This is a genomic window from Bacillus sp. IT-79MI2 (assembly GCF_949768135.1).
GTDB classification, from domain to species: Bacteria; Bacillota; Bacilli; order Bacillales; family Bacillaceae_G; genus Bacillus_A; species Bacillus_A pseudomycoides.
In genome coordinates, this window is sequence record NZ_CATKPV010000128.1 from 115,419 (window position 1) to 137,702 (window position 22,284).

At 34.2% G+C, this 22,284-nt stretch carries 22 protein-coding genes; 7 read left to right on the forward strand and 15 right to left on the reverse strand.

Annotation, left to right across the window (positions count from 1 at the left end):
* Window positions 1-209 precede the first annotated feature (209 nt).
* From ACM6HU_RS26965 to ACM6HU_RS26990, 6 genes are all read right to left on the reverse strand, one after another.
* Complete coding sequence (locus ACM6HU_RS26965; protein ID WP_016113045.1) at window positions 210-1,472, reverse strand: sensor histidine kinase; 1,263 nt, start codon at window positions 1,470-1,472, stop codon at window positions 210-212.
* A complete protein-coding gene (locus tag ACM6HU_RS26970) occupies window positions 1,469-2,140 on the reverse strand; it encodes a response regulator transcription factor (protein WP_016113044.1) in 672 nt (223 codons plus the stop codon). The genes ACM6HU_RS26965 and ACM6HU_RS26970 overlap by 4 nt, the downstream gene beginning before the upstream one ends.
* A 523-nt stretch (window positions 2,141-2,663) precedes the next feature.
* A complete protein-coding gene (locus tag ACM6HU_RS26975; RefSeq protein ID WP_016113043.1) occupies window positions 2,664-4,040 on the reverse strand; it encodes an ABC transporter substrate-binding protein in 1,377 nt (458 codons plus the stop codon).
* Window positions 4,041-4,067: 27 nt separating this feature from the next.
* The gene (locus tag ACM6HU_RS26980) at window positions 4,068-4,889 is read right to left on the reverse strand and encodes a carbohydrate ABC transporter permease (protein ID WP_088094196.1); all 822 of its coding nucleotides are present in this window, start codon (window positions 4,887-4,889) and stop codon (window positions 4,068-4,070) included.
* Complete coding sequence (locus ACM6HU_RS26985) at window positions 4,886-5,818, reverse strand: carbohydrate ABC transporter permease (RefSeq protein WP_016113041.1); 933 nt, start codon at window positions 5,816-5,818, stop codon at window positions 4,886-4,888. Before ACM6HU_RS26985 ends, ACM6HU_RS26980 begins: the two co-directional genes overlap by 4 nt.
* Window positions 5,818-6,915, reverse strand: a complete 1,098-nt coding sequence (locus ACM6HU_RS26990) for an ABC transporter ATP-binding protein (protein WP_016113040.1) — start codon at window positions 6,913-6,915, stop codon at window positions 5,818-5,820. The genes ACM6HU_RS26985 and ACM6HU_RS26990 overlap by 1 nt, the downstream gene beginning before the upstream one ends.
* Window positions 6,916-7,552: 637 nt before the next feature.
* On the opposite strand from ACM6HU_RS26990, the gene ACM6HU_RS26995 reads away from it, so the two are divergent.
* Genes ACM6HU_RS26995 through ACM6HU_RS27020 form a run of 6 tightly spaced genes read left to right on the forward strand, consistent with a single transcriptional unit; the run spans window position 7,553 to window position 13,998 of the window.
* A complete protein-coding gene (locus ACM6HU_RS26995; protein WP_016131174.1) occupies window positions 7,553-8,542 on the forward strand; it encodes a beta-ketoacyl-ACP synthase III in 990 nt (329 codons plus the stop codon).
* Window positions 8,532-9,695 carry an ATP-grasp domain-containing protein gene (locus ACM6HU_RS27000; RefSeq protein WP_016113038.1) on the forward strand — a complete coding sequence of 388 codons (1,164 nt, stop codon included), beginning with the start codon at window positions 8,532-8,534 and terminating at the stop codon, window positions 9,693-9,695. The genes ACM6HU_RS26995 and ACM6HU_RS27000 overlap by 11 nt, the downstream gene beginning before the upstream one ends.
* Window positions 9,692-10,678 carry an NAD-dependent epimerase/dehydratase family protein gene (locus ACM6HU_RS27005; RefSeq protein ID WP_016113037.1) on the forward strand — a complete coding sequence of 329 codons (987 nt, stop codon included), beginning with the start codon at window positions 9,692-9,694 and terminating at the stop codon, window positions 10,676-10,678. Before ACM6HU_RS27000 ends, ACM6HU_RS27005 begins: the two co-directional genes overlap by 4 nt.
* The gene (locus tag ACM6HU_RS27010) at window positions 10,675-11,526 is read left to right on the forward strand and encodes an MBL fold metallo-hydrolase (protein ID WP_016113036.1); all 852 of its coding nucleotides are present in this window, start codon (window positions 10,675-10,677) and stop codon (window positions 11,524-11,526) included. Before ACM6HU_RS27005 ends, ACM6HU_RS27010 begins: the two co-directional genes overlap by 4 nt.
* Window positions 11,519-12,856 (forward strand): F390 synthetase-related protein, encoded by a 1,338-nt coding sequence (locus tag ACM6HU_RS27015; protein ID WP_088094198.1) that lies wholly within the window; start codon window positions 11,519-11,521, stop codon window positions 12,854-12,856. Before ACM6HU_RS27010 ends, ACM6HU_RS27015 begins: the two co-directional genes overlap by 8 nt.
* Window positions 12,853-13,998 carry a hypothetical protein gene (locus ACM6HU_RS27020; protein WP_016113034.1) on the forward strand — a complete coding sequence of 382 codons (1,146 nt, stop codon included), beginning with the start codon at window positions 12,853-12,855 and terminating at the stop codon, window positions 13,996-13,998. Before ACM6HU_RS27015 ends, ACM6HU_RS27020 begins: the two co-directional genes overlap by 4 nt.
* Window positions 13,999-14,244: 246 nt before the next feature.
* Here the strand turns inward: ACM6HU_RS27020 and ACM6HU_RS27025 are convergent, their stop codons facing one another.
* From ACM6HU_RS27025 to ACM6HU_RS27060, 8 genes are all read right to left on the reverse strand, one after another.
* Window positions 14,245-15,075, reverse strand: a complete 831-nt coding sequence (locus ACM6HU_RS27025) for an ankyrin repeat domain-containing protein (RefSeq protein ID WP_098116753.1) — start codon at window positions 15,073-15,075, stop codon at window positions 14,245-14,247.
* A complete protein-coding gene (locus tag ACM6HU_RS27030; protein ID WP_016113032.1) occupies window positions 15,048-15,992 on the reverse strand; it encodes an alpha/beta hydrolase family protein in 945 nt (314 codons plus the stop codon). The genes ACM6HU_RS27025 and ACM6HU_RS27030 overlap by 28 nt, the downstream gene beginning before the upstream one ends.
* 168 nt (window positions 15,993-16,160) lie before the next feature.
* Window positions 16,161-16,856 (reverse strand): ABC transporter ATP-binding protein, encoded by a 696-nt coding sequence (locus ACM6HU_RS27035; RefSeq protein WP_016113031.1) that lies wholly within the window; start codon window positions 16,854-16,856, stop codon window positions 16,161-16,163.
* Complete coding sequence (locus ACM6HU_RS27040; protein ID WP_016113030.1) at window positions 16,853-17,665, reverse strand: ABC transporter permease; 813 nt, start codon at window positions 17,663-17,665, stop codon at window positions 16,853-16,855. Before ACM6HU_RS27040 ends, ACM6HU_RS27035 begins: the two co-directional genes overlap by 4 nt.
* Before the next feature lie 95 nt (window positions 17,666-17,760).
* Window positions 17,761-18,279 carry a nitrous oxide reductase accessory protein NosL gene (locus ACM6HU_RS27045; protein ID WP_003195015.1) on the reverse strand — a complete coding sequence of 173 codons (519 nt, stop codon included), beginning with the start codon at window positions 18,277-18,279 and terminating at the stop codon, window positions 17,761-17,763.
* Window positions 18,279-19,553: a nitrous oxide reductase family maturation protein NosD gene (locus ACM6HU_RS27050; protein ID WP_016113029.1), complete on the reverse strand. Its 1,275-nt coding sequence runs from the start codon at window positions 19,551-19,553 to the stop codon at window positions 18,279-18,281. The genes ACM6HU_RS27045 and ACM6HU_RS27050 overlap by 1 nt, the downstream gene beginning before the upstream one ends.
* Before the next feature lie 166 nt (window positions 19,554-19,719).
* Window positions 19,720-19,974, reverse strand: a complete 255-nt coding sequence (locus tag ACM6HU_RS27055) for a hypothetical protein (protein WP_016113028.1) — start codon at window positions 19,972-19,974, stop codon at window positions 19,720-19,722.
* 157 nt (window positions 19,975-20,131) lie between these two features.
* Entirely contained in the window at window positions 20,132-20,335 is a 204-nt protein-coding gene (locus ACM6HU_RS27060) for a DUF4274 domain-containing protein (RefSeq protein WP_033670995.1), read from the reverse strand.
* Window positions 20,336-20,702: 367 nt separating this feature from the next.
* Here ACM6HU_RS27060 and ACM6HU_RS27065 point away from each other — a divergent pair, with 367 nt between their 5' ends.
* Window positions 20,703-21,497 carry an EcsC family protein gene (locus tag ACM6HU_RS27065; RefSeq protein ID WP_016113027.1) on the forward strand — a complete coding sequence of 265 codons (795 nt, stop codon included), beginning with the start codon at window positions 20,703-20,705 and terminating at the stop codon, window positions 21,495-21,497.
* A 340-nt stretch (window positions 21,498-21,837) separates the two neighbouring features.
* Here the strand turns inward: ACM6HU_RS27065 and ACM6HU_RS27070 are convergent, their stop codons facing one another.
* Window positions 21,838-22,149: a heavy metal-binding domain-containing protein gene (locus ACM6HU_RS27070; protein WP_016113026.1), complete on the reverse strand. Its 312-nt coding sequence runs from the start codon at window positions 22,147-22,149 to the stop codon at window positions 21,838-21,840.
* Between the last annotated feature and the right edge of the window lie 135 nt (window positions 22,150-22,284).

Below are 22,284 nucleotides of genomic sequence, written 5' to 3' on the forward strand. Positions count from 1 at the left end.
TTCCATATTATCGTAAAAGATACGCTCAATTCGGCTCGTATTAAAATCACTCATGAATATAACTATCTATCCGCAAAAAGAATACAAAGTGATTACTTTTTCTCTCTTTTGTCCTTCTCATTCTGTGTAAACTCTATTATGAAAAATATTTCTTAACTTTCCCTTAACAAAAAGACGACCTTGTAAAAACAAGATCGTCTCTAATTTCTTTATATTCTTTGATTTTTAGGTAAAATTACTTCAAAACAAGTACCTTCATTCATTTTACTCTCTACTTTTATTTTCCCATGATGTTTTTCTACAATCCAGCTGGCAATTGAAAGGCCTAAGCCAGCACCTTCTGCTTTCGTTCTTGCCTTATCTCCTTGATAAAAACGATCAAATAACTTTGGAATCTCTTCTTCTTTTATTCCAATTCCATTGTCTTTTACCTGAATCGTAATTGAACTATTGGTTTGCATGCATGCTACTTGAATCGTTCCACCCACATCAGTATATTTCATCGCATTGTCTAATAAAATTACCACCATTTGATGAATTCGTTCTCTATCACCAATAAAAGATACTTTAGATTCGATTTCCAATGTCATCTTTTTCTCTTGATACGCAGCAATCTCTGCATAAGGCTCTACTACTTCTGTTAATAATTCATCTAATGCAAATTTCTTTTTATCCATTTCAATTTGATTTGAATCCGAACGAGCTAATAATAATAAATTGGCAACGAGCTTCGATAACCTTCTACACTCCTTTGAAATTGTAGAAATATCAATTGCCTTTTCCTCTATCGTAGCGGAAGGAGACTGAAATAGTACATCCGTTTTAGATTGAATGACCGCTAGTGGCGTTCTTAATTCATGAGATGCATCAGAAACAAACTGTTGTTGCTTTTCCCAAGAATTACGAATTGGTACAAGAGCTTTTCCAGCTAAGAAAAATCCCATCCCAATTGCGCATAAACTTCCTATACTGCATCCCGCTATAAGAATTAGTAATAACGTATGCAACATATCCCTTTCTGCTGTTGTATCGCGTACAAATTGAACCGTCATTTGTCCAAATTCAGTATTACGCTGAAAAGCCAACGCTCGAAAACTCTTCCCATTGATTTCAATATCCTGAAAACCCTCTAATTGTTCTGGGAAAAACGCTAAAGCATTTTCTTCAAAAACAGGATCAACAAATTTAGGATTCTTATCTATTAGGGCTACTTTTTTTCCATGCCATAACAGTACAGTAATCCTCGGATCTCCAATACGAATATCCTTAACGGACCCTTTTGGATTAGACTTAGAATGTTTCTTCTCTTTTGCTTTAAACATTTCTAGCGAATTATCTACTCCACTATAAATACGATTATATGTATAGCCATAGATAATACTCCCTAGAACTCCAATTAATATAATAAACACTAATGAATTTAAAATTGTAAGGCGAATGCGGGTTCTTTGAAACATACTCTTATTTTTCATTGTTCTTTTAACATATATCCAATCCCGCGAACGGTTTGAATATCTTTTTGATAACCAAATGGCTCCAACTTTTTTCGTAAATGATGAACATACACTTCAACAATGGCTACCGTTGTATCTGAATCGAATCCCCAAACGCGATCAAAGATTTGTTCACGCATTAAAATCTTTCCACTATTTTGAATGAGGTACTCTAAAAGTTCATATTGCTTTAATGTTAATTTAATTGCTTCTCCATCCACTTGAATATCCTTGTCCTTTCCGAACAACTCGATTCCACGGTAGTTAATGGTTTGCTTTGTTGTTAAATTACCACTTCTTCGTAATAAAGCTCGAATTCTCGCTTTCAGCTCGGGAGCTTGAAATGGCTTTATTAAATAATCATCCCCTCCAAAATCTAATCCTTTCACACGGTCTTCCAAAGAATCTTTAGCAGTCAAAAATAAGACAGGTGTTTCAATTTTGTCATTCCGTATTCTTTGAATTACTTCAAAACCATCTATCACCGGTAACATTACATCAAGAAGTATTACATCATAAATATTTTGTAACGCCAAAAACAAACCGTCTTCTCCATTCATTGCTGTATCAACTTCAAACTCATCACATAAAATTTGTGTAATTGATTCCAATAAAGGTGCATGATCTTCTACAACTAATAAGCGCATCCCACTTTCTCACCTTTCATCAAATATAAAGTGAAACTTTAATCGGTAGTGATTTTCTTCATCCATCACTGATTATTAGTAGCCCGCGAATAGCGGGATAAATAATTACTGTTACCATTTTTCATAATAACAAAAGAGAGCAGCACAACATACTTATCCTTACTTCCAAACGATTTCCAGTCTTGTATCCGAATACTTCACCTTGCCTTGCTCCCTCTAAATCCTACGTACTTATAATAATTATATATCATTGTCTATGTAGACCTGTCATAACATGAATCATTTTCTTGCTCATTTACCATCCGTTTATATATGTACTTTATTATGAAAGCTATTCCTTAACTTTCCCTTAACAAAAGAAGTTTCAAAAAGGAGAATTTGTACCCTTACAACACCGTAATCCTCATGTCACCTAATTCGATAGTTACAAGACTTGCTACCCGCTATACTTAAAGTAAGAAATGAGACAACAAGCAAAGGAAAGATAGGAAAGCCGTATCTTTTTTACAGATACGGCTTTCTTTTATTTTTGATTTGTACGGTTCGAAATACTAATTGCCCGATCTGTTGTTTTTGCTGCTTCATCTAATGCTTCTTTACTATTTTTTCCATCATACATTGCTTCTAGCGCTTTTACAACTGCATCGCGGGATTCAGGAAATACACTAATAAGTGCACCTTGTGTTGCAACAGATGGTTTTGTTGCTTGTAACTGTTCTACCGTTACTTTTAACTGTGGATATTTTTCATATTGTTGTTTTACTAAAGGCTCATTATATGCATCTGGGTTAATAGAGAAATAACCTGTTTCCGTATGCCATTTTGCTTGTACATCTGCTTTTGTTAAGTATTTCATAAAGTCCCAAGCACCTTTTTGTGTTTCTTCTGCGACCATATTCGTCATCCATAGTGATGCACCGCCAATAACAACTCCGTTTTGTTTCACATCTTCTGGATATGGGATATATGCTACTCCTACATTAAATTTAGACGAATCAATCACATTACGAACACCTGCTGAAGAATCTAAATACATCGCAACTTGTCCAGATTGGAATGCGGCACGAACATCATCCCAACTCGCCCCATACTTTCCTAATGTACCAGCTTTATTCAGTTCATCTAATAAACCAAATACTTTTTGTCCTTCTTTTCCGTTAAATACAGCTTTTTTCGCTGCACCTTTACGCCCATTTTCTTTATCAACATATAACCCACCTTGTGTTGCCAAAAGCTCTTCAAAGAACCATCCGTAATTTAACATTGAAAAACCGTACTGTTTTACGCTTTCGCCTTCTTTAACAGTTAATTTTTTTGCTGCTTCTTTTAATTCAGCGTATGTTTTCGGTGCTTTTTCCGGATCGAGCCCCGCTTTTGTAAAGGCATCTTTATTATAAATTAATACTGGTGTAGATGAATTAAATGGCATGGAATACATTTTCCCATCAACTGAATAGTAATTCGTAATCGCTTTTTCTAATTTCGATATATCATATTTATCCTTTTTAATCCAGCTATCAATCGGCGTAATCTTTTTACTATCAATCATATATTTCGTTGTAATTTCGCTAGATTGAACGAGAGCTGGTGATTCTTTTGAAGCTGTTATATTTTTAAACTTCGTTAAAGATTCTTCATAGGAACCTTGAAATTCAGCTTTCACCTCATATTTATTTTGTGACTTATTATAATCTGCAACAATTCCATCCAACACACCTTGCGTTTTTCCACCCATTGCATGCCAAAAGCGAATAACTGTTTTATCTCCATTCTTTTCTGCGGGAGCTACTTTTTCCTTTGCTTCAGATTTCCCCTCTGTTTTACTACTTGAACAAGCTGCAGCTGATAAAGCCATCGTTGCTGCCATTATAATAACAGCACCTTTTTTCCAAAATCTCATCTCAATCCCACCTTTTCATATGTATATTTATTTAATTGCCCCTTTTGTTAAACCTTGTTGCAACTGCCTCTGACCTAAAAATAATAAAATTAAAGTCGGAATCACAATAACTGTAACTCCTGCCATCACACTGCCCCAATCTGTTGCAACTTCCTGAGATTGAAGTTGTTTCACCCCAATTTGTACGGTTCTAATTTTCTCATCATTCGTAACTAGGAGGGGCCATAAATACATATTCCATGTTGTTAAAAAGCTATATACACCTAGTGTTATAAAACTTGTTTTACAATAAGGAATGACAACACGGAATAAAAACTTCACATGGCCAATCCCCTCGATAAAGGCAGCTTCTTTTAACTCATTTGGAAGCGTCATAAAATGCTGACGTAATAAAAAGATTCCAAAAGCAGTTGCAAAGAACGGAACCGTCATTCCAGTAAATGTGTTAATCCATCCAAATTGTTGTACCGTTAAAAAGTTCGGTACCATCGTTGCTTCCCATGGGATAAGCATCGTTGAAATAAACAGAAAGAAAATAAAATTTCGTCCTTTAAAATTTAAAAATACAAATGCATAAGCAGCTAAACTTGATACAACAAGCTGCCCAATCATCACTGCTGTTGAAACTATCAGACTATTGTATAAATAAGAAAACAGCGGTACTTTCTGAAAAATATGTACAAAATTATCGAATGTAAATTGTGTCGGGAACACCCTTCTCATTTGAATGTCTTCTGGCGTCATGAACCCTAGCAAAAATGCGTATAGAACTGGAAAAAAGACCATCACTGCGCTTATGGTAAGCAGTATGTATAAAAGAATATGTTGTTTCCACTTATTCGTAATCATTTATAATGCACCTTTCTCTCTGCAAACTTAAATTGAAGTAATGTGGCAAGAAAAATGAAAATAAATAATACCATTGCCTGTGCACTCGCTGTACCAAATTGATGATTCGCAAAAGCTTCTTTATAAATAGAGTACACAATTAAGTTTGTTGCATCGTTCGGTCCACCGTGCGTTAAAATATCAATCTGTCCAAAGCTTTGAAATGCACTAATTAAAGTAACTGTTATAATAAAAAATAATGTAGGAGATAGCATCGGTAATGTAACGCGCCGAAGTTTATGTAAATAGCTAGCACCATCAATAGATGCACTCTCGTATAGAGTCGTATCAATATTTTGCAAACCACCTAATATAACTAAAAATGCAAACCCGGTATTTACCCAAACTGTTGTAACTGATACAGAAAATAATGCCCAATCTGGACTTGTTAGCCATGCAATTGCAGGAAGATTCATCGAACCAAGTATATTATTGAATAAACCGACACTCGGATGGAATAAAAATAACCAGATTACTGCGCTAGCTGCTACTGAAATTCCCATTGTTGAGGAGAATAAAACTCGAAACAAGCCTATTCCTTTTATTTTTTCGTTTGCAATTAAAGCAAGAAACAGTGCAAACAAAATACTAGTTGGAACTGTATATAATACAAAGAGTAAAGTAGATTTTATACTTTTATAAAAAGTTGGATCAGACAATAAATATTGATAGTTTTCCAGTCCTACGAAAAGATTTGCCTCACCATGAACATCTGTTAAATAAAAACTATAATAGATAGTACGAAATAATGGATAAAACAAAAAAATTGTAAATAATATGATGGAAGGCGCCAAGAATAACAAGCCTGTGCGCAAATCTTTCGTACGGCCCCATAATGCCTTTTTTCTTGAAACTTCTGTTTGAACAGGTAAATTTTCTACCTCAATCATTATTTCGCCACCGCCTTCAACTCTTCTTCGGCAACGAATCGAATCCTTTCATTTGTATCGTTATGAAAGAAACATAGTTTCTGTACTGGAAATTGCAATTTAGCTTTATCACCTTTTTTCAAAATAAGTTGTCCGATTACTTTTGCACTCCATGTTTTTTCATTTACTATAAAATTTAAAATTGTTTCATTTCCTAATACTTCTACAGATTGCAGTGTAACTTCTTGGCCATCTTCAGCTAATACGATGTGTTCTGGACGAATTCCTAAGCGCACCTTTTGTTCTGAAAACTGTTGTAAATGCCCCGAAGACAACGGGATTTGTAATCCATCAACATGTAATCCCCCCATACCTTTATCTACGATTCCATTACCAATATTCATGGATGGTGAACCGATAAAGCCTGCAACAAATTCATTTGCAGGATAGTTATATATATCGAGCGGTGTGCCTACCTGTTGTATACTCCCTTTGTTTAACACCATAATGCGATCCCCCATTGTCATTGCCTCAATTTGATCATGGGTCACATAAATCATCGTAATACCTAGTCGCTGCTGGATCTCTCTAATTTCAATGCGCATTTGTGCACGCAACTTTGCATCCAAGTTAGAAAGGGGTTCATCCATTAAACAAATTGGCGCTTGACTTACAATTGCTCGCGCCAGTGCAACACGTTGTCTTTGTCCACCTGATAATTGACCTGGTTTCGACTTTGTATATTCCGTAAGCCCTACCATTTCTACTGCTTCTATCAATCGTTTTTGTCGTTCCTCTTTTGGAATTTTCCGTATTTTTAATCCAAATAAAATATTTTCTTCCACCGTCAAATGTGGATATAAAGCGTAATTTTGGAATACCATTGATAGATTTCGATTTTTCGGTTCTAAATCATTTGCAACATTTTCGTTAATAAGTAACGCCCCAGAAGTAATTTCTTCTAAACCTGCAATCATTCGCAATAATGTACTTTTCCCACACCCAGAAGGACCAACTAGAACAAAAAATTCACCTTTTTGAATCTGCACCGACACATTTTCAACTGCTATTTCCTTTGAATTCTTATAAACTTTTGACACATCTCTTAGTTCAATCATCAGTTTGCGCTCCTTTTTTGTTCTTGTAACCATACTTCACAACGGCTTATTAACCTGCTTTACCTGCAATCTCCGCCTCTTCTTACGTTTGAATGAAGCTTCCTGCAATAATAGGAAAAGCCACCTTCTCTACTAGTTATTTTATAAAGGAAGGGTTCCTGAAATATTGATTTCCCTCAGCTTTTTACGTATTTCTAATATGCATGCAGGCAAATTTAAAACACCAATCTACATAGAACAACCTTCTTCTCGCTTAACCCCTATAAACTAGAGTAAATGTAAGAAATATAAATAGATTGTTATATGTAAGCAGGTGTTCTCAAATGTTCTCTACCCTAGTTACGTTGTTACCTTTACTATATTACTTATTTATTAAGTTAGTTTTGATGATTTGTTAACAAGATGTTAATCACATGTTAATATTTTTTTGTTTTTTTTTACAATTTTCACCACATTAATTATTTATTTCTCACTATAAAGTTAGTTATTTCTTTTCTTACAGCGACACAAATTAAATAGAAATAATTTATAAAAATACTAAATTTCCCAAAAATACTTTTTTCCATATTTTTTCTATAATAATATATAATATGATAGAATTTTATAAATTTATGAAAAGATTAAGAGGCGATATGGGATGAAAAGGTATATTAAAATAAAAGGTATTGGTGTATATGTTCCAAAACGAAAAGTAGATTCTTTTGAAATAGATCGTATGTTAGGAGTCTCTGAAGGCTGGACTTTAAAAAAAGCTGGAGTGAAAACGAGATACTTTGTCGATGAGGAAACTTCTTCTTATATGGGAGCTGAAGCTGCAAAAAAAGCTGTAGCAGATGCGAATTTAACATGGAAAGATATCGATTGTATCATCTGTGGAAGCGGAACAATCCAGCAGGCAATTCCTTCTACTGCATCACTTATTCAAGAACAACTTGGGCTACAGCATTCTGGTATTCCATGTTTTGATATTAACTCAACATGCTTAAGTTTCGTAACAGCACTTGATACAATTTCTTACGCAATTGAATGCGGGAGATACAAAAATGTGGTTATCATTTCTTCTGAAATTTCTTCTGTAGGATTAAATTGGGGACAAAATGAAAGTAGCATTTTATTCGGCGATGGCGCAGCGGCCGTTGTTGTAACCAAAAGTGATCACACTTCTTCCATTATAGCTTCTCATATGGAAACGTATAGCTCTGGCGCACATCTATCGGAAATTCGCGGCGGGGGAACGATGATTCATCCTAGAGAATATAGCGAAGAACGAAAAGAGGATTTTTTATTCGATATGAATGGCAGAGCTATTTTCAAATTGTCCTCTAAATATATGTTAGATTTTATCGAAAAACTACTTATGCATACAGGTTATTCGTTAAATGATATCAATTTAATTGTTCCACACCAAGCAAGTGGACCAGCTATGAAACTAATTCGTAAAAAGCTAGGTGTCGATGAGGATCGCTTTATGACTATTTTTGAAGACTATGGGAATATGATTTCTGCATCCATTCCGATCGCTCTTTTCGAAGCAATTAAACAAAAGAAAGTGCAACGCGGAGATAAAATATTATTACTAGGTACTTCTGCTGGGCTTTCTATCGGAGGCATTCTCCTTGAGTACTAAGAAAACAGTATTAATTACTGGCGCACGCGCACCAGCAGCATTGCATTTATGCAGGCTGCTTAAGAAAAACGGACATACCGTCATTATTGCAGATAGTATTCCTTATCCATTAAGCAAAGTTTCAACGAGCACTGATCATTTTTATGAAATTCCTTCTCCAAAATGGAAAACAGATGAATGTATCTCTGCACTACAATTAATTATTCAAAGTCATGATGTAGATTTACTTATTCCTACTTGTGAAGAAATATTTTATATATCCAAACATAAAGAGAAATTAAGCCGATTTTGTCATATATTTGTAGACGAATTTCAAAAACTTGCATTACTTCATAATAAGTGGGAATTTATTCAGTTCGTAACGAAATTAGGTTGGCCAGTTCCTGCAACATATAGAACAAATAACGAACAAATCATACAGGAAATGATTCAACAAACATCACCCGCCACTCCTTTTGTGTTAAAGCCTATTTTCTCTCGTTTTTCTGACAAAGTAGCGTTTATTACAAAAGAAGATATTGAAAAAGGCATCACGATGGACAAGCAAAATTATATCATTCAAGAGTTTATAAAAGGAACGCAGCATTGCTCCTACAGTATTGTACAATCTGGGAAGGTATTAGCTCACTCTGTTTACAAAACGGAATTCACGGCGGGCTTAGGTGCTACTATTGCTTTCGAGCATATTAACCATCCAAAAATTGACCAATTTGTTGAACATATCGTAAAGGAGCTAAATTTCTCTGGGCAAATCGCCTTTGATTTTATCATTCCAGAAGATGGAGACGCTATTCCGATTGAATGTAATCCACGTACCACAAGTGGATTACATTTATTCGACGAAGAAGTAGTATCCGCTTTTTTTGCTAAAAAGGTGAACAATATGCGCATTCCTAAGCACAACTCCCAATGTGCAATTCGATTAGCAATGCTTTTATACGGAATTCCTTACTTAAAAAGCAAACAAACACGTAAACGATGGTGGAAAGTCCTATGTTCCTATCCAGATATTATTTATAGTCGCTCTGATAGAAAAACATTTTTTTATCAGTTTTATAGCATGTATAAATTATGGCATGAAAGCTATAAACATGGACGGACTATTTTGGAGCAAACAACATATGACATATCATGGGACGGTGAAAATTTATGAAAACGCTAGTAACTGGAGGAACTGGTTTTCTGGGACAAAAACTTGCTTTTCGATTAGCGAGTATGGGTTATGAAGTAACAGCAACCGGGAGAAATAAGACAATCGGAAAATTATTAGAGCGAAATGGAATTGAGTTTGTCTATTGCCCTCTTGAAGACAGGCATAGTGTTCTACAAGTTTGTAAAGATAAAGACTATATCTTTCATAGCGGTGCCCTTTCTTCTCCTTGGGGCAAATATAAAGATTTTTACAATGCGAATGTATTAGGAACAAAGCATATTATTGAAGGAAGTCAAAAATCTGGTATAAAACGCCTCATCCATGTATCAACACCGAGTATTTATTTCTATTATGATGAACGACAAGATGTAGTAGAAAATGCGAAACTTCCTGATACATTTGTAAACCATTATGCGAAAACAAAGTACTTAGCTGAGCAATCTATTGATCAAGCATTCAATCATGGTTTACCTGTTATCACGATACGCCCACGTGCTTTATTTGGTCCAGGAGATAACGCCATTCTCCCGCGCCTTATTAAAGTATGTGAAAAAGGCGCTCTACCAAGAATCGGTACAGAAGATGTACTCGTCGATATTACCTATATCGATAATGTTGTAGATGCCTTACTTCTTTGTATGCATTCACCTAAACATACATTAGGTCAAAAATATAATATAACAAATGGTGAACGTGTAAATTTATATGAAGTAATTGAGAATGTGATGAAACGCCTTGGTAAAGAGGTTCAATATAAAAAGATTTCCTACAAAACCGCTTTTACAATTGCCGCTATACTAGAAGGTATTTCAAAAACCATTTTACTTGGAAAAGAACCTATTCTCACAAAATATACGGTTAGTGTACTTTCAAAAAGTCAGACTTTAAGCATTGATAAAGCTCAAAAAGAACTAGGCTATGCTCCGAATATCAGCATAGAAGAAGGAATCACAAAATTTGTAGAATGGTGGAAAACACAATGAAAATCAAATCTTTAAAGCTATACGATACAGGATATTGTACACACCCTGAAAAAGTTGCATATTCCAAGGGAAGTTGGAGACAAATTCGCTTTCCAGCTACAGTGGGGTTACTTCAACATCCAAGCTTAGGTTATATCTTGTTTGATACCGGATATGCTCGGCACTTTAAAGAAGCAACAAGAAAATTTCCTTACTCTGTATACGCTAAACTTACCCCTGTTCATTTTACAGAGGAGCAATCTATTAAACAGCAACTACTTCTTGATGGCATCCAGCCAGAAGAAATTAAATATATTATTCTTTCTCACTTTCACGGTGACCATACAGCAGGGCTACCTGACTTTCCGAAAGCAAAAATACTAACCTTCGCGAAAGCTTATGAAGATATAAAAAAGAGAAGTAAATTTGGTGCTCTATTAAAAGGTTGCTTAAAAGACACATTACCAATTGATTTAGAACAACGGCTGACATTCATTGATCAAATCCCGCCATCAAGCTTACCTCCTACATATGGAAAATTTGAAGAGGCTTATGACGTGTTTGGTGATGGTTCATTGCTCGCTGTTGATTTAACGGGACATGCAATTGGACAATTTGGTGTATTCGTCCATTTACATAGTAATAAAATTGTTTTTCTTTGTGCAGATGCAGTGTGGCTAAGTAAAACGTATGAAAACCTTGTATTTCCAAGTAAGATCGCCAATCTTTTAACTGGGGATGCAAAATCTTATCGTCTCAACATTGAAAAATTACATCATTTATCGCAAATATCACCTGAAATTGAAATTCTTCCAACTCATTGCGAACGCACATGGAATCAAATTAAAGCAGGGGTGTACTATGAATAAATTACGAATTCTCCAGCAATATTTGAAAACAAAATATCGCTTACGATTTTCAAATCGCGAACAATTGGAACAATTTCATAAACAACAAATAAAAAAACAACTTTTGTTCACTCTAGAGATGTCTCCTTTCTATCGCCAGTTATATACACCTTTTTCAAAAGAAATCGAAAAAGGGAACTTGGCTGCACTCCCTCTCATTAATAAAGAGGTAATGATGGAAAATTTTGATACATTAAATACAGTTTCTATTTCAAAGAAAGAAGCCTTTCATGTGGCATTTGAGGCTGAAAAGACCCGGAATTTTTCTCCGACTATTCGCAATATAACTGTTGGGCTATCATCAGGCACTAGTGGAAATCGCGGAGTTTTTCTCGTTTCTGAGGAAGAACAAACGATGTGGGCTGGTTCTATTATCGGTAAAGTACTTCCTTCTAGCATTCTACATAAACACACTATCGCTTTTTTCCTACGAGCGAACAGCAATTTATATGAAGCGACAAAAAATAAGCGAATCTCATTTCATTTTTTTGATTTACTAGATTCGTTTCAGCAACATATCGCTCGACTAAATGAAGTAAATCCATCTATTTTAATTGCACCTCCTTCTATGTTGCGAAAAATCGCTCATTGGCAACAAGAAGGACTTATTATGATTTGTCCCAAAAAAATTATCTCTGTAGCAGAAGTACTTGAAGATATTGATGGAGAGTTTATCAGTACAATTTTTCAACAAACAGTACACCAAATTTACCAATGTACAGAAGGCTTTCTTGCTACAACATGTAAACATGGTACATTACATATCAATGAAGACCTCGTTCATATTGAAAAAGAATACCTAGATCAGGAAAGAGGGATATTCGTTCCTATTATTACTGATTTCATGAGGAAAACACAGCCTATAATCCGCTACCGTCTCAATGACATATTAATTGAGAAAAAAACAACATGCGCCTGCGGCTCTCCCTTCTTAGCCTTAGAACGAATTGATGGTCGATGTGATGATATATTTATTGGGATAAGTGAATTGGATAAGAGTGAGATATCTATTTTTCCTGATTTCATCCGAAGAGCAATTATGTTTGCATCTAATGAAATTCAAGAATTTAAAGTGATTCAGCACAGCACAGACAAAATTGAGATTAAACTTAAAGTACCACCTGAACATTTCAAATCATGTAAATCTATCGTAATACAGGAGCTACATACACTATGGGACACTAAAAAATGTGTTGTACCACACTTTTTCTTTTCACATTATGATATTCAGTTATATGATAAAAAATTAAAAAGAATAGAAAACCTTATAAAGCATGGTGAGAATATATGATTAAGCTACATGATATTCATTCTCTACACAGCATTGACTGGACCACAAAACGAGATGGAGCATATGTAAGAGACAGCTTCCTACCACTCTTACAAAATGGCATTACAGCATTTATTGAAAATGTTAATACTCAACTTTTTCTATTAGAAATTGATGATCTTGTATTACCAGTTACTGTTAATCATGAGGAGTTTGATAATTCATATGTATGTTCTCCTTATACACATTACATATCCTATGCGCTAGAAGAGTTATGGGAATTAAAAAAACCGTGGTTAGAGAAGTTACTAACCTACCCAATTCATCTTATCGGAAGCTGGCTACGACGAACGAATATTAATAAAGTAATTATAGTAAATAATTGGATGCTATCAACAAATCTTTACCATTCTATCAATAAACAACAAATCGAACAGATTACGAATTTACTTATTGAGAAATTTCCAGAGCATACAATTTTATTCCGTTCTTTAAATAGCGAATTATACCCTACAATTACACAAGCATTGTCTACTGTAGGTTACAATAAAATTATGTCTCGTTCTATATATTTATTTAATCCAAAAGACTATAAAAAAATGAACCGAAAAGCACGAAAAGACTTATTAAATGATAAAAGTTTATTAAAGAAAAGTAATTATGAAATAATTACGAATGAGGAGTTAACAAAAGAGGATATTTTACAGATTTCCGAGTTATACAATCAACTATATATCGAGAAATATTCCGATCATAATCCAATGTTTACACCAGCTTATTTATGGAATGCACTTCAGCATCATTTATTTGAGATAAAAGTTATAAAAAAAGAGGGGATAATTGATGGTGTCATTGCTTACTTTATTAGAGATGGAGTTATGACAACTCCTATACTTGGCTATGATACAAACTCTGGTCAGCAACAAGGCTTATATCGTATTCTTTCCCTCCTTATTACAATGGATTCTATCGAAAAAAATTTAATTTGTCATTGTAGCGCTGGGGCTGGAGAGTTCAAACGAAATCGTGGTGCAAAACAGCAGATTGAATACAGCTATATATATAATGACCATTTGCCACATAAACAACAAAAAGTCTGGAGAATCTTAAGTTGGATATTAAATACATGTATAGAACCGATGGCAAAAAAACATCAGTTTTAAACACAAAAAAGAGATAAGATTTCCTCCTTATCTCTTTTTTCACAATCTATATAAATCCATTTTGATTTTTCAACATATAAGTCACGGCGACGAAAAACAAAAGATGACCGCTACTTGTTTTCTCTCTTTGTTTTTACTTGGCATGGGGCAGGAAAAGGACCTGACCGCTTCTATGCATGGCTGGATGCTCTCTCCCACCTAAAAAGAAGGGTTTTATGTCGGTTTTTCAATTTGTATTTATATATATTATTCTGTAGGTTGCTTGATAATTTCATTTGCTCCTGCTACCCTTAGCATATTTGCGATTTCTTTAAAACCTCGATTTTCCGCATGCTCTAGTGGCGTAACGCCGTTTCGATCTGCCATATTTACATCTGCCCCATGATCAATGAGTAACTGAACAATTTGTTTATGATTTTCACTGCCATTTCCAAGAACAATTGCTTCTAGTAATGCCGTCCAACCAAGATCATTCCTATAATTCACATCGATATCCGTGCGACCTACTAGCTCTTTTACAACTTCCACATGCCCTCTTTCAGCCGCTGGAATGAGTGCTGTTCCACCATGACGATTCGTTTCTCTAATATTCGTGCCTGCATCAATTGTTAGTTTTACAATATCAACATAGCCCTCTTTGCTCGCATAAAGGAATGGATTTTCTTTATTTTCATCTGGAAATTCAATGTCTGCACCTGCATCGATCAATGCTTTCACTGTCTCAACATGATTATGATATGTCGCTGCCATTACAGGTGTTTCTCCTTTATCCCCTGATACATTTATGTTAGCTCCATCTTTTATTAATTTCATAACTGTTTCTGTATCGCCTAGTGTTGCAGAAAGTAATAATTGCTTATCCATTAAATTCATATTCTTTTTCTCTTTGTTCTCTTCTTCCTCTTTATGCGTCTTCTCTTGTTTTTTTTCATTTTTCACTTGAACCGGTTTAGATTCAACCTCTTCTTGCTTCTCACAAGCTACTATCATAATGAAAAGCCCTAATAACATAAATAATAAAAAATTTTGTTTCCTCACAACTACAGCTCCTATGAAAGATAATGTTTTTTTAACCATCCCTTCATCACATGTAACAACTCTTCTTCAATAGATTTATCCATAAGCCCCTTATATTCCTTCATTAATCGAATCATTGTATGCTTATGTTCATAATTTCTTAAAATATGGTTCATGTTCGGAATGATATGCCACTCTGCTTCACCATTAACATATGAAGCAATCAGTTTAGCATGCTCGGGTGGCACTTGTATATCACTGTCTCCCGTAATTGCTAAAACAGGACATGATACTTGCTCTAAATATGTAACTACATTATATTGTAACTGTTCTCTTAGCCATTTTGCATTCACTTTCGTACCTTTTATCCATATAACAGCTTTTGTTGAATGTTGTACCTTTTTCACCAGTACTTCATTTTGCTTTCTCATACGCCGCGGGATTTTCAACATTTTAGATAAACATCCTCTGAATCCTGACGCTATTTCTAACTCGTTAGCAACTTTATCTATTTGTCTTTCTAAGAGCGATTTAGATGGTTCTGCTGCACCAGCAAGTAATATTAATCCCGCAACTGATTCTCTTACGTAGACAGCTGGTGCAAGCAAAGCTCCCTCACTATGCCCCGCGATAATAACGCGTTTCGGATCTATTTGCGGATGATCCTTTAAAAATCTAATCCATAAAGCAGCATCATCAATAAAATCTGTTACCCCTGCTTTATAGTAATTCCCCTTACTTTTATGAGTACCACGTTTATCATAACGAAGCACTGCAAATCCTAAAGAGGTAAAATAATCAGCTAATTCCTTATATAAGTTTAACTGTAAACGACCTGTATTTCCATCACGATTTTCCTTCCCAGTACCACCAATCAACATAATAACTGGATATGTTTCTGAATAATATGTAGGAATTGTTAATGTTCCTTGAAGTGTAAAAGTACTTTCAATTGTCACAAACAGTTCTTTCCCCATTTCTATTCGCCTCTCATTCTTTTTCAGGAATGATAATCGTTGCAATCGCTCTTCTTTCCTACTATATTCTATGCCTATATTATCAAAAGTAAGAACAGGTATATAATCCAAACAGCTGTTGAATCATTTTCAACAGCTGTTTGGATTATATGAAAAAAATCTATTTTATTACTTACGATGAAGCTGCAATAATTGTAATATCAAGTTTTCCGTATTTCCATCATCTCTTATTTCTTGTGTAACCTTTCCATCTTCCATAAAGAGAATCACATCTCCAATATCTGCTGCTACATCCATCATATGTGTAGAAAAAACAATGATTGTACCACTTCTCTTTATATCTTTTAATAATGTAACAAATTCATTTACCCAATATGGATCTAAACCATTTGTTGGTTCATCTAATAGTAGTAATTTAGGCTTGGCGAGCCACGCTTGTCCAAATAAAAGCCTTTGTCTCATTCCTTTTGATAGTCTGTGTAAACACTCGCTTTGCTTCTCTTCTAATCCAAGTAATGCAATTACTTCCTGAACTCTCTCTTTTCCAACCTTTCGAAAAGCTGCATAGAATGATAGAAACTCTTGTACAGTCATAGATTGTTGCGCATGAAAATCATCTGGCATATAACCAATTTCAGCTACATATCGCCTTCTATTTTTATGCAATTCTATGTCCTGTAACCTTACTGTTCCAGATGTAGGTGAAGAGATTCCTGCTAATATATTAAGGATCGTACTTTTCCCCGCTCCGTTTCCACCGCATAGTACAATACATTCTCCATCTCTACCGTATAGCGAAGTAGGAAATAATGCCGTTTTCTTTTTATACTGCTTACAAATTCCATCAATTTGCAATACCGTCATTGGTTTCTTCTCCTTTCTAGTCGCCAAACAGCTAATAATAAGAAGATTACTGTATAGATCACACTATACATAAAAAGAATGATAACTACTGTCCCACTCTGAAAAAACATCACAAGCTGATCATAGGATTGTCCAAATACTGCCCCTCCCCCTAATTGAATAACAAATATGATTCTTAGCAGTTCAGCCGGATTACAAAACACAAAAACTTTTATAAGCGACGCTATCATCGTATATGGAACAAGATTAAGAATACTAATTACTGCCGTAGGCCACATCATAATGAGTAAAAACCAAACTGCAATTGAAATTGCTAACGCTTGCCACCTTGTCAAAGAAAATGCACCAATTGTTATACCTAAAACTATAAAAAAGAATATGAGAATAATAGAAAATAAGTAAATTGCTAGTATCCAGCTACTTTTAAACATACTTCCACTTAATAATCCAATCATTACACTACTTCCAAAGCTAAGTGTAAAAAGAATAATTTGCGCTATAAATTGACCAGCAATCTTTCCTATTACATATGAGGATGTAGTTAAAGGATATGTACACAGAAGCCGCCATTGTCCATTTTCCATCTCATTTGCAATTGAAAATGATCCTGCGATTAACATAAATAAAGGGATAATGTATAAAATTAAGTTTAAAATTGTTCCCATTGTGTTCGTATATCCCGCTAAGGATGGTACATTCCGTTCCATCAAAAATAATAAAGAAAGTATTACAATCCAAAGTAATAAAAATGTATACGAAGACTTTTCTCTTACTGTTCTACGCCACTCTGAATAGCATATATTCCACATATCATCACCCTTTTTATAGAAAAAGACAACCGCCTAAGGTTGTCTTTTATCCAGCTATTTGTAGGCTATAAAGCCTCTTTCCATTTTATTTTATATTAATGGGAGTGCCCTGAGTTATTCTCTTTCCCATGTTCCTTCTTCATTTTCCCCATCATTTCTTTATTCATTTCCCATTTATGATCCGTTAACTCTTTATATGAAAAGACTTTTCCAGCATGTTTAGATACAAAGTTTTCAGCATCTTTTTTCTCTTTAAAAGAAATTACATTGTATGCCATTGGCGTTTTAATTGTTTTATCATACACATAAGTAGCTTTATCTAATGAAATCCAATCCTTTGTATGATAATCTCGAACAAATTTTTCTTGTGTTTTTTCATTTTTATGTTCGTCCATCCATTTATACATACAACCAATGTCATCAAATTTTAGCGCTTTACCATTTTCTAAAATAACTTCCGTTGCGAATTGATTATCCATTACTGCCATATTACAAACATCACACTTATCATTTTTTTCATCGACCGCGACTGGCTCTGCGCCCTTCTTTCCACACCCTACCACTGCAAATACTAGGCACATACACATAACAAATACAACATGTTTTATTTTCATCAATATTTCCTCCCTAAAAAGAATAATATACTCCCCATAAGCAACATACTTACACTAATAATCCAAGCTTCAAATTGACTTTCTGTACCTCTTTCTATCTTCGAAAACTGCATACTCATACTTGGTTTATAATCAATTAACATCGATTCATCTGGAATTTTGATTAAATTTTGTAAAACAAGCATCCCAGGCGAATGAAAAAACAACTGGTATTCAGGAATATCCTGCGTTAAAACTAAAAAAAAAGAATCAGCCTTATAAGGTAATGCACTAATACCTGTATGATTTAAATCTACTTTTAAAGCACCATCCCAATAATTACGATGAATTACATTATTCGTGCTTTTCGTAGCTTGTGATCCATTGATATTACTTAAAAAGGTATTCTCAGCTATTTCATTTTCATTTGCATTTTTTAATTGCACTCCAATAAAGTTATTTGTAACGATGTTTTTTATAATTCGATTATCTTTCGCCTTTTCAACATACATTCCCACTCTATTGTTAGTAACTTGATTCTGCATAACTTCCGTTTCTATCGAATCGTACAAAAGTAATCCTTGCGCATGAACATTTCTTCTATTATTGATAAATTGATTTCCCTTTACAGTCGTTCTTTTCGTACCCATAATCATCGCACCAGTTATATTATATTGTGATATATTATTGCTCACATTCGTACCATCAGAATACATAAGGTGAATACCATAACGAGATTGCCTAATGGAATTTCTTAATATTTGATTATTATCACTTTGCTCTAAATAAATCCCATCCCTTACATTTTTCATTCGAACATTTTCAATTTGATTCCAATGGGACTTCCATAAATCAATTCCATTACCGTTAGCTTCTCCTAGAATACTGCTATTCTGGATTTTCGTATTTTGAGTACCTTCCAACTTCATCCCAATTTGCTGTGTACGAATTTCTAAATCAGTGAAATTATGCCCGGTTCCTGCAACATATACAGCGGCTGTTCCCTCTCTTTTCTTACACTGCTCTATTTTTAGTCGTTTAACAGTAACATTTTCCCCATTCACCTTAATAACAGGTTTATTACCACAAAAACGAATCTTCGTATTTTTCTCTCCTTCCAACGTAATAGGTTTTGATATTTCAATCGTTTCATTATACATACCATTTTTTAGCTTTACAGTTCCGTACGCAGGAGTATCATCAATTTGTGATTGAATTGTTGCTTCAGCATGAATACGAAATGGGATACAAAGTAATACAAAAAATAAGAGAAAAGAAAATCGAATCATTTTCATATGTAATTCCTTTCTCTATCAAATTCTATTCACTTACTCATTTAGGAGAATACCAAAGATTTGTGTGAAATTTGTGTGAGATTTGTGAAAAAACAATGCATCTTTTGTAATAAATGGAATTTCCACTAATAAAAAAAGATGTGCAGCAATTTCTACACATCTTCTATCATTCGCAGCCAGTAATCAATAAATCATCTTCTAACTTAAGTAACAATGTATCCATATCAATTTCCTGACCAACCTCTATATTTACAGATCGTATATGACCACTAATTCCCACTGCTACTTTCTCCAGTGTTCCGTCATTTTTTCGAATCGTCATTAATTTTTCCCATTCATATACGTAAGAGGATTCATCAACGAAAATCTCTTCAACTCTTCCTTTATATGAACTATAAATCTCTTCAATCATTGCTTTCATTCAAAATCTACTCCCTACTTCACGCTTCTCTATTTTCTCATCTATTCTATCACTCCTGCAATAAACGCATTATATTTTTAAAAATTCAAAATAAAACTCATGAATAAAATGAACAAAATAACGATTATGCGTTTAATAACGTTATTTTCCTAATTATTTACCATACATACTCCCTTTCTTCATCACTACTATCTCCCTGATTCAGCCAATAATCCCCATCCACTAAATCAAACATTTCAATAGCAGTTATTTCCTGACAATTAGCATGTTGCAATACCATTTTCATCGGCTGTAAATCATCATCCCAATTAAAATGTAATACAAAAGCATGTAACAATTCCGGCGTATTTAATTGAGTCAAATAAGCATTTACTTCAGCAGGTTCTCCTTACAAATAACCTTTTTTACAGAAAATACTGATATCTACAAATAGATTAAGCTCTTTATCAGTAAAAAAGGATACCTCACAAAGATCAATTAAGCTTATTCAAATGTTAAAAGCTAAGTAAAACTAACATATTTATTGTACTCGTATATCTACTTCCTACACAAGAAATCCCAACTGAAATGCTGTATTACGTTATCTAATTCTATACTTCCTTCAAGCCGGTTCTCTTATCTCTTTTTCTTATTTACAGCATCCCATATAAATACAAACGCTAAATTTTATTTATTATAAAATACCAAGTAAAATAGAAAGACACGGTTATAAGAAAGTAGGGCGAAAAATGGAGTCAAAAGAACTTTTATTACAGGAAATCGCAATCATTGAAAAATGGGAGAAAGAACAGGAAGATCTTTGGTTCTTTGAAAAGTGGGGGAAAATCCCATTTACTATTCTTGATAAGTTAACTCCAAAGTTTATCCATAAAAAAATTAATATTTTACTAGATGAGCTCATTCAATATCTCAATTCTGGAAGTAAATATTTGATTCATCCACAAACAACAATAAAGAAATTTGAAAACGCAGCTTCTTTAGCAGATGTTCAAAAATCCCTTTTAAGTGAGATGGATACAATCGTTGATAAAATTATCGAAAATAGAAAATCTGTCGCAACTGCACAAGGGGCCACAACTGGTTTTGGTGGCATTTTCACCCTCGCAATTGATATTCCAGCTGTTTTAAGCATGTCACTAAACATTTTGCAAGAAATTGCAATTTGCTACGGTTATAATCCTGAAGATATTCAAGAGAGATTATTTATCGTAAAATGCTTACAATTTTCCTCGTCTGATATTGTAGGGAAACAAACCATTCTTCATGAATTAAAACATTTTGATGCTCGTGTCAATCACGACAATAGTATGTCCCAAATTAAATCATGGCGCGAAGTGTTTACTGTATATCGTGACAATTACGGTTGGAAGAAGCTATTTCAGATGATTCCCATTGCTGGTATGGTTTTTGGTGCTTATTTAAATCGAAAAACGATTGAGGAAATTGCTGAAGTAGGTAAGATGCTTTATAAGAAAAGAAGGGTACTAGATAGACTAGAAGGAATGAAATACATTTCTAAATAGTGTCTAAAAAGGTTGGCTGGTGCAAAGATAAAATAAAAGGGAATATACTATAATTGGAAATATTAACGGTATAAAAAACACTAAAGTAACTGAAAGAAAATAAGATATTATTTCCTTTCAGATGTTTCACCTTTCTAATTTTATAAAAAAGAAAAAGCACCTCACTCTTAACAAGGTGCTTTAGCAATTATACTTTTTATCCCGCATTAACGGGCAGTAAGACCCTTCGGAAAAAGCAAAGAAGTTAGGTGAGAGCTGAACTGCCCGTAAAAATCCGATTGGTGAGGGATGATAATCAGTGAGGGGATGAAGACCCCCCACTGATTAAAGTTTCACTTTTTTATACACGTACAGCTGTACCACTTACAGCAACCATTAACATTCCATCACGAACGACCTCGTAGTCTACATCAATACCAACAATTGCATTTGCACCTTTTTGCTTCGCAAGTTGTTTCATTTCTTCCATTGCAATATCACGTGCTTCTTTCAATTTACTTTCATATGCACCAGCACGGCCACCAACAACGTCACGAACAGAAGCAAATAGATCACGTACGATATTTGCCCCCATAATTGCTTCACCGTTTACAATATCGATATACTCAATAATTTCTTTTCCTTGAATAGTTGAAGTTGTTGTTATAATCATCACTGACACTCTCCTATAATATCTAAAAATTTACTAGTATTTCTTATACCTTTATTATCACATTGAAATAATAAATGGACTATCTAATAACCTTACATAAAGATGACAGTTTTGTAAGATTACATGGGTGAGGAC

Excerpts from the sequence above, each read along its gene's own strand:
- ACM6HU_RS26965 (WP_016113045.1), bottom strand. The coding sequence starts at position 1,472 with ATGAAAAATAAGAGTATGTTTCAAAGAACCCGCATTCGCCTTACAATT.
- ACM6HU_RS26970 (WP_016113044.1), bottom strand. The coding sequence starts at position 2,140 with ATGCGCTTATTAGTTGTAGAAGATCATGCACCTTTATTGGAATCAATT.
- ACM6HU_RS26975 (WP_016113043.1), bottom strand. The coding sequence starts at position 4,040 with ATGAGATTTTGGAAAAAAGGTGCTGTTATTATAATGGCAGCAACGATG.
- ACM6HU_RS26980 (WP_088094196.1), bottom strand. The coding sequence starts at position 4,889 with ATGATTACGAATAAGTGGAAACAACATATTCTTTTATACATACTGCTT.
- ACM6HU_RS26985 (WP_016113041.1), bottom strand. The coding sequence starts at position 5,818 with ATGATTGAGGTAGAAAATTTACCTGTTCAAACAGAAGTTTCAAGAAAA.
- ACM6HU_RS26990 (WP_016113040.1), bottom strand. The coding sequence starts at position 6,915 with ATGATTGAACTAAGAGATGTGTCAAAAGTTTATAAGAATTCAAAGGAA.
- ACM6HU_RS26995 (WP_016131174.1), top strand. The coding sequence starts at position 7,553 with ATGAAAAGGTATATTAAAATAAAAGGTATTGGTGTATATGTTCCAAAA.
- ACM6HU_RS27005 (WP_016113037.1), top strand. The coding sequence starts at position 9,692 with ATGAAAACGCTAGTAACTGGAGGAACTGGTTTTCTGGGACAAAAACTT.
- ACM6HU_RS27010 (WP_016113036.1), top strand. The coding sequence starts at position 10,675 with ATGAAAATCAAATCTTTAAAGCTATACGATACAGGATATTGTACACAC.
- ACM6HU_RS27015 (WP_088094198.1), top strand. The coding sequence starts at position 11,519 with ATGAATAAATTACGAATTCTCCAGCAATATTTGAAAACAAAATATCGC.
- ACM6HU_RS27020 (WP_016113034.1), top strand. The coding sequence starts at position 12,853 with ATGATTAAGCTACATGATATTCATTCTCTACACAGCATTGACTGGACC.
- ACM6HU_RS27025 (WP_098116753.1), bottom strand. The coding sequence starts at position 15,075 with ATGGTTAAAAAAACATTATCTTTCATAGGAGCTGTAGTTGTGAGGAAA.
- ACM6HU_RS27030 (WP_016113032.1), bottom strand. The coding sequence starts at position 15,992 with ATGGGGAAAGAACTGTTTGTGACAATTGAAAGTACTTTTACACTTCAA.
- ACM6HU_RS27035 (WP_016113031.1), bottom strand. The coding sequence starts at position 16,856 with ATGACGGTATTGCAAATTGATGGAATTTGTAAGCAGTATAAAAAGAAA.
- ACM6HU_RS27040 (WP_016113030.1), bottom strand. The coding sequence starts at position 17,665 with ATGTGGAATATATGCTATTCAGAGTGGCGTAGAACAGTAAGAGAAAAG.
- ACM6HU_RS27045 (WP_003195015.1), bottom strand. The coding sequence starts at position 18,279 with ATGAAAATAAAACATGTTGTATTTGTTATGTGTATGTGCCTAGTATTT.
- ACM6HU_RS27050 (WP_016113029.1), bottom strand. The coding sequence starts at position 19,553 with ATGAAAATGATTCGATTTTCTTTTCTCTTATTTTTTGTATTACTTTGT.
- ACM6HU_RS27055 (WP_016113028.1), bottom strand. The coding sequence starts at position 19,974 with ATGAAAGCAATGATTGAAGAGATTTATAGTTCATATAAAGGAAGAGTT.
- ACM6HU_RS27065 (WP_016113027.1), top strand. The coding sequence starts at position 20,703 with ATGGAGTCAAAAGAACTTTTATTACAGGAAATCGCAATCATTGAAAAA.
- ACM6HU_RS27070 (WP_016113026.1), bottom strand. The coding sequence starts at position 22,149 with ATGATTATAACAACAACTTCAACTATTCAAGGAAAAGAAATTATTGAG.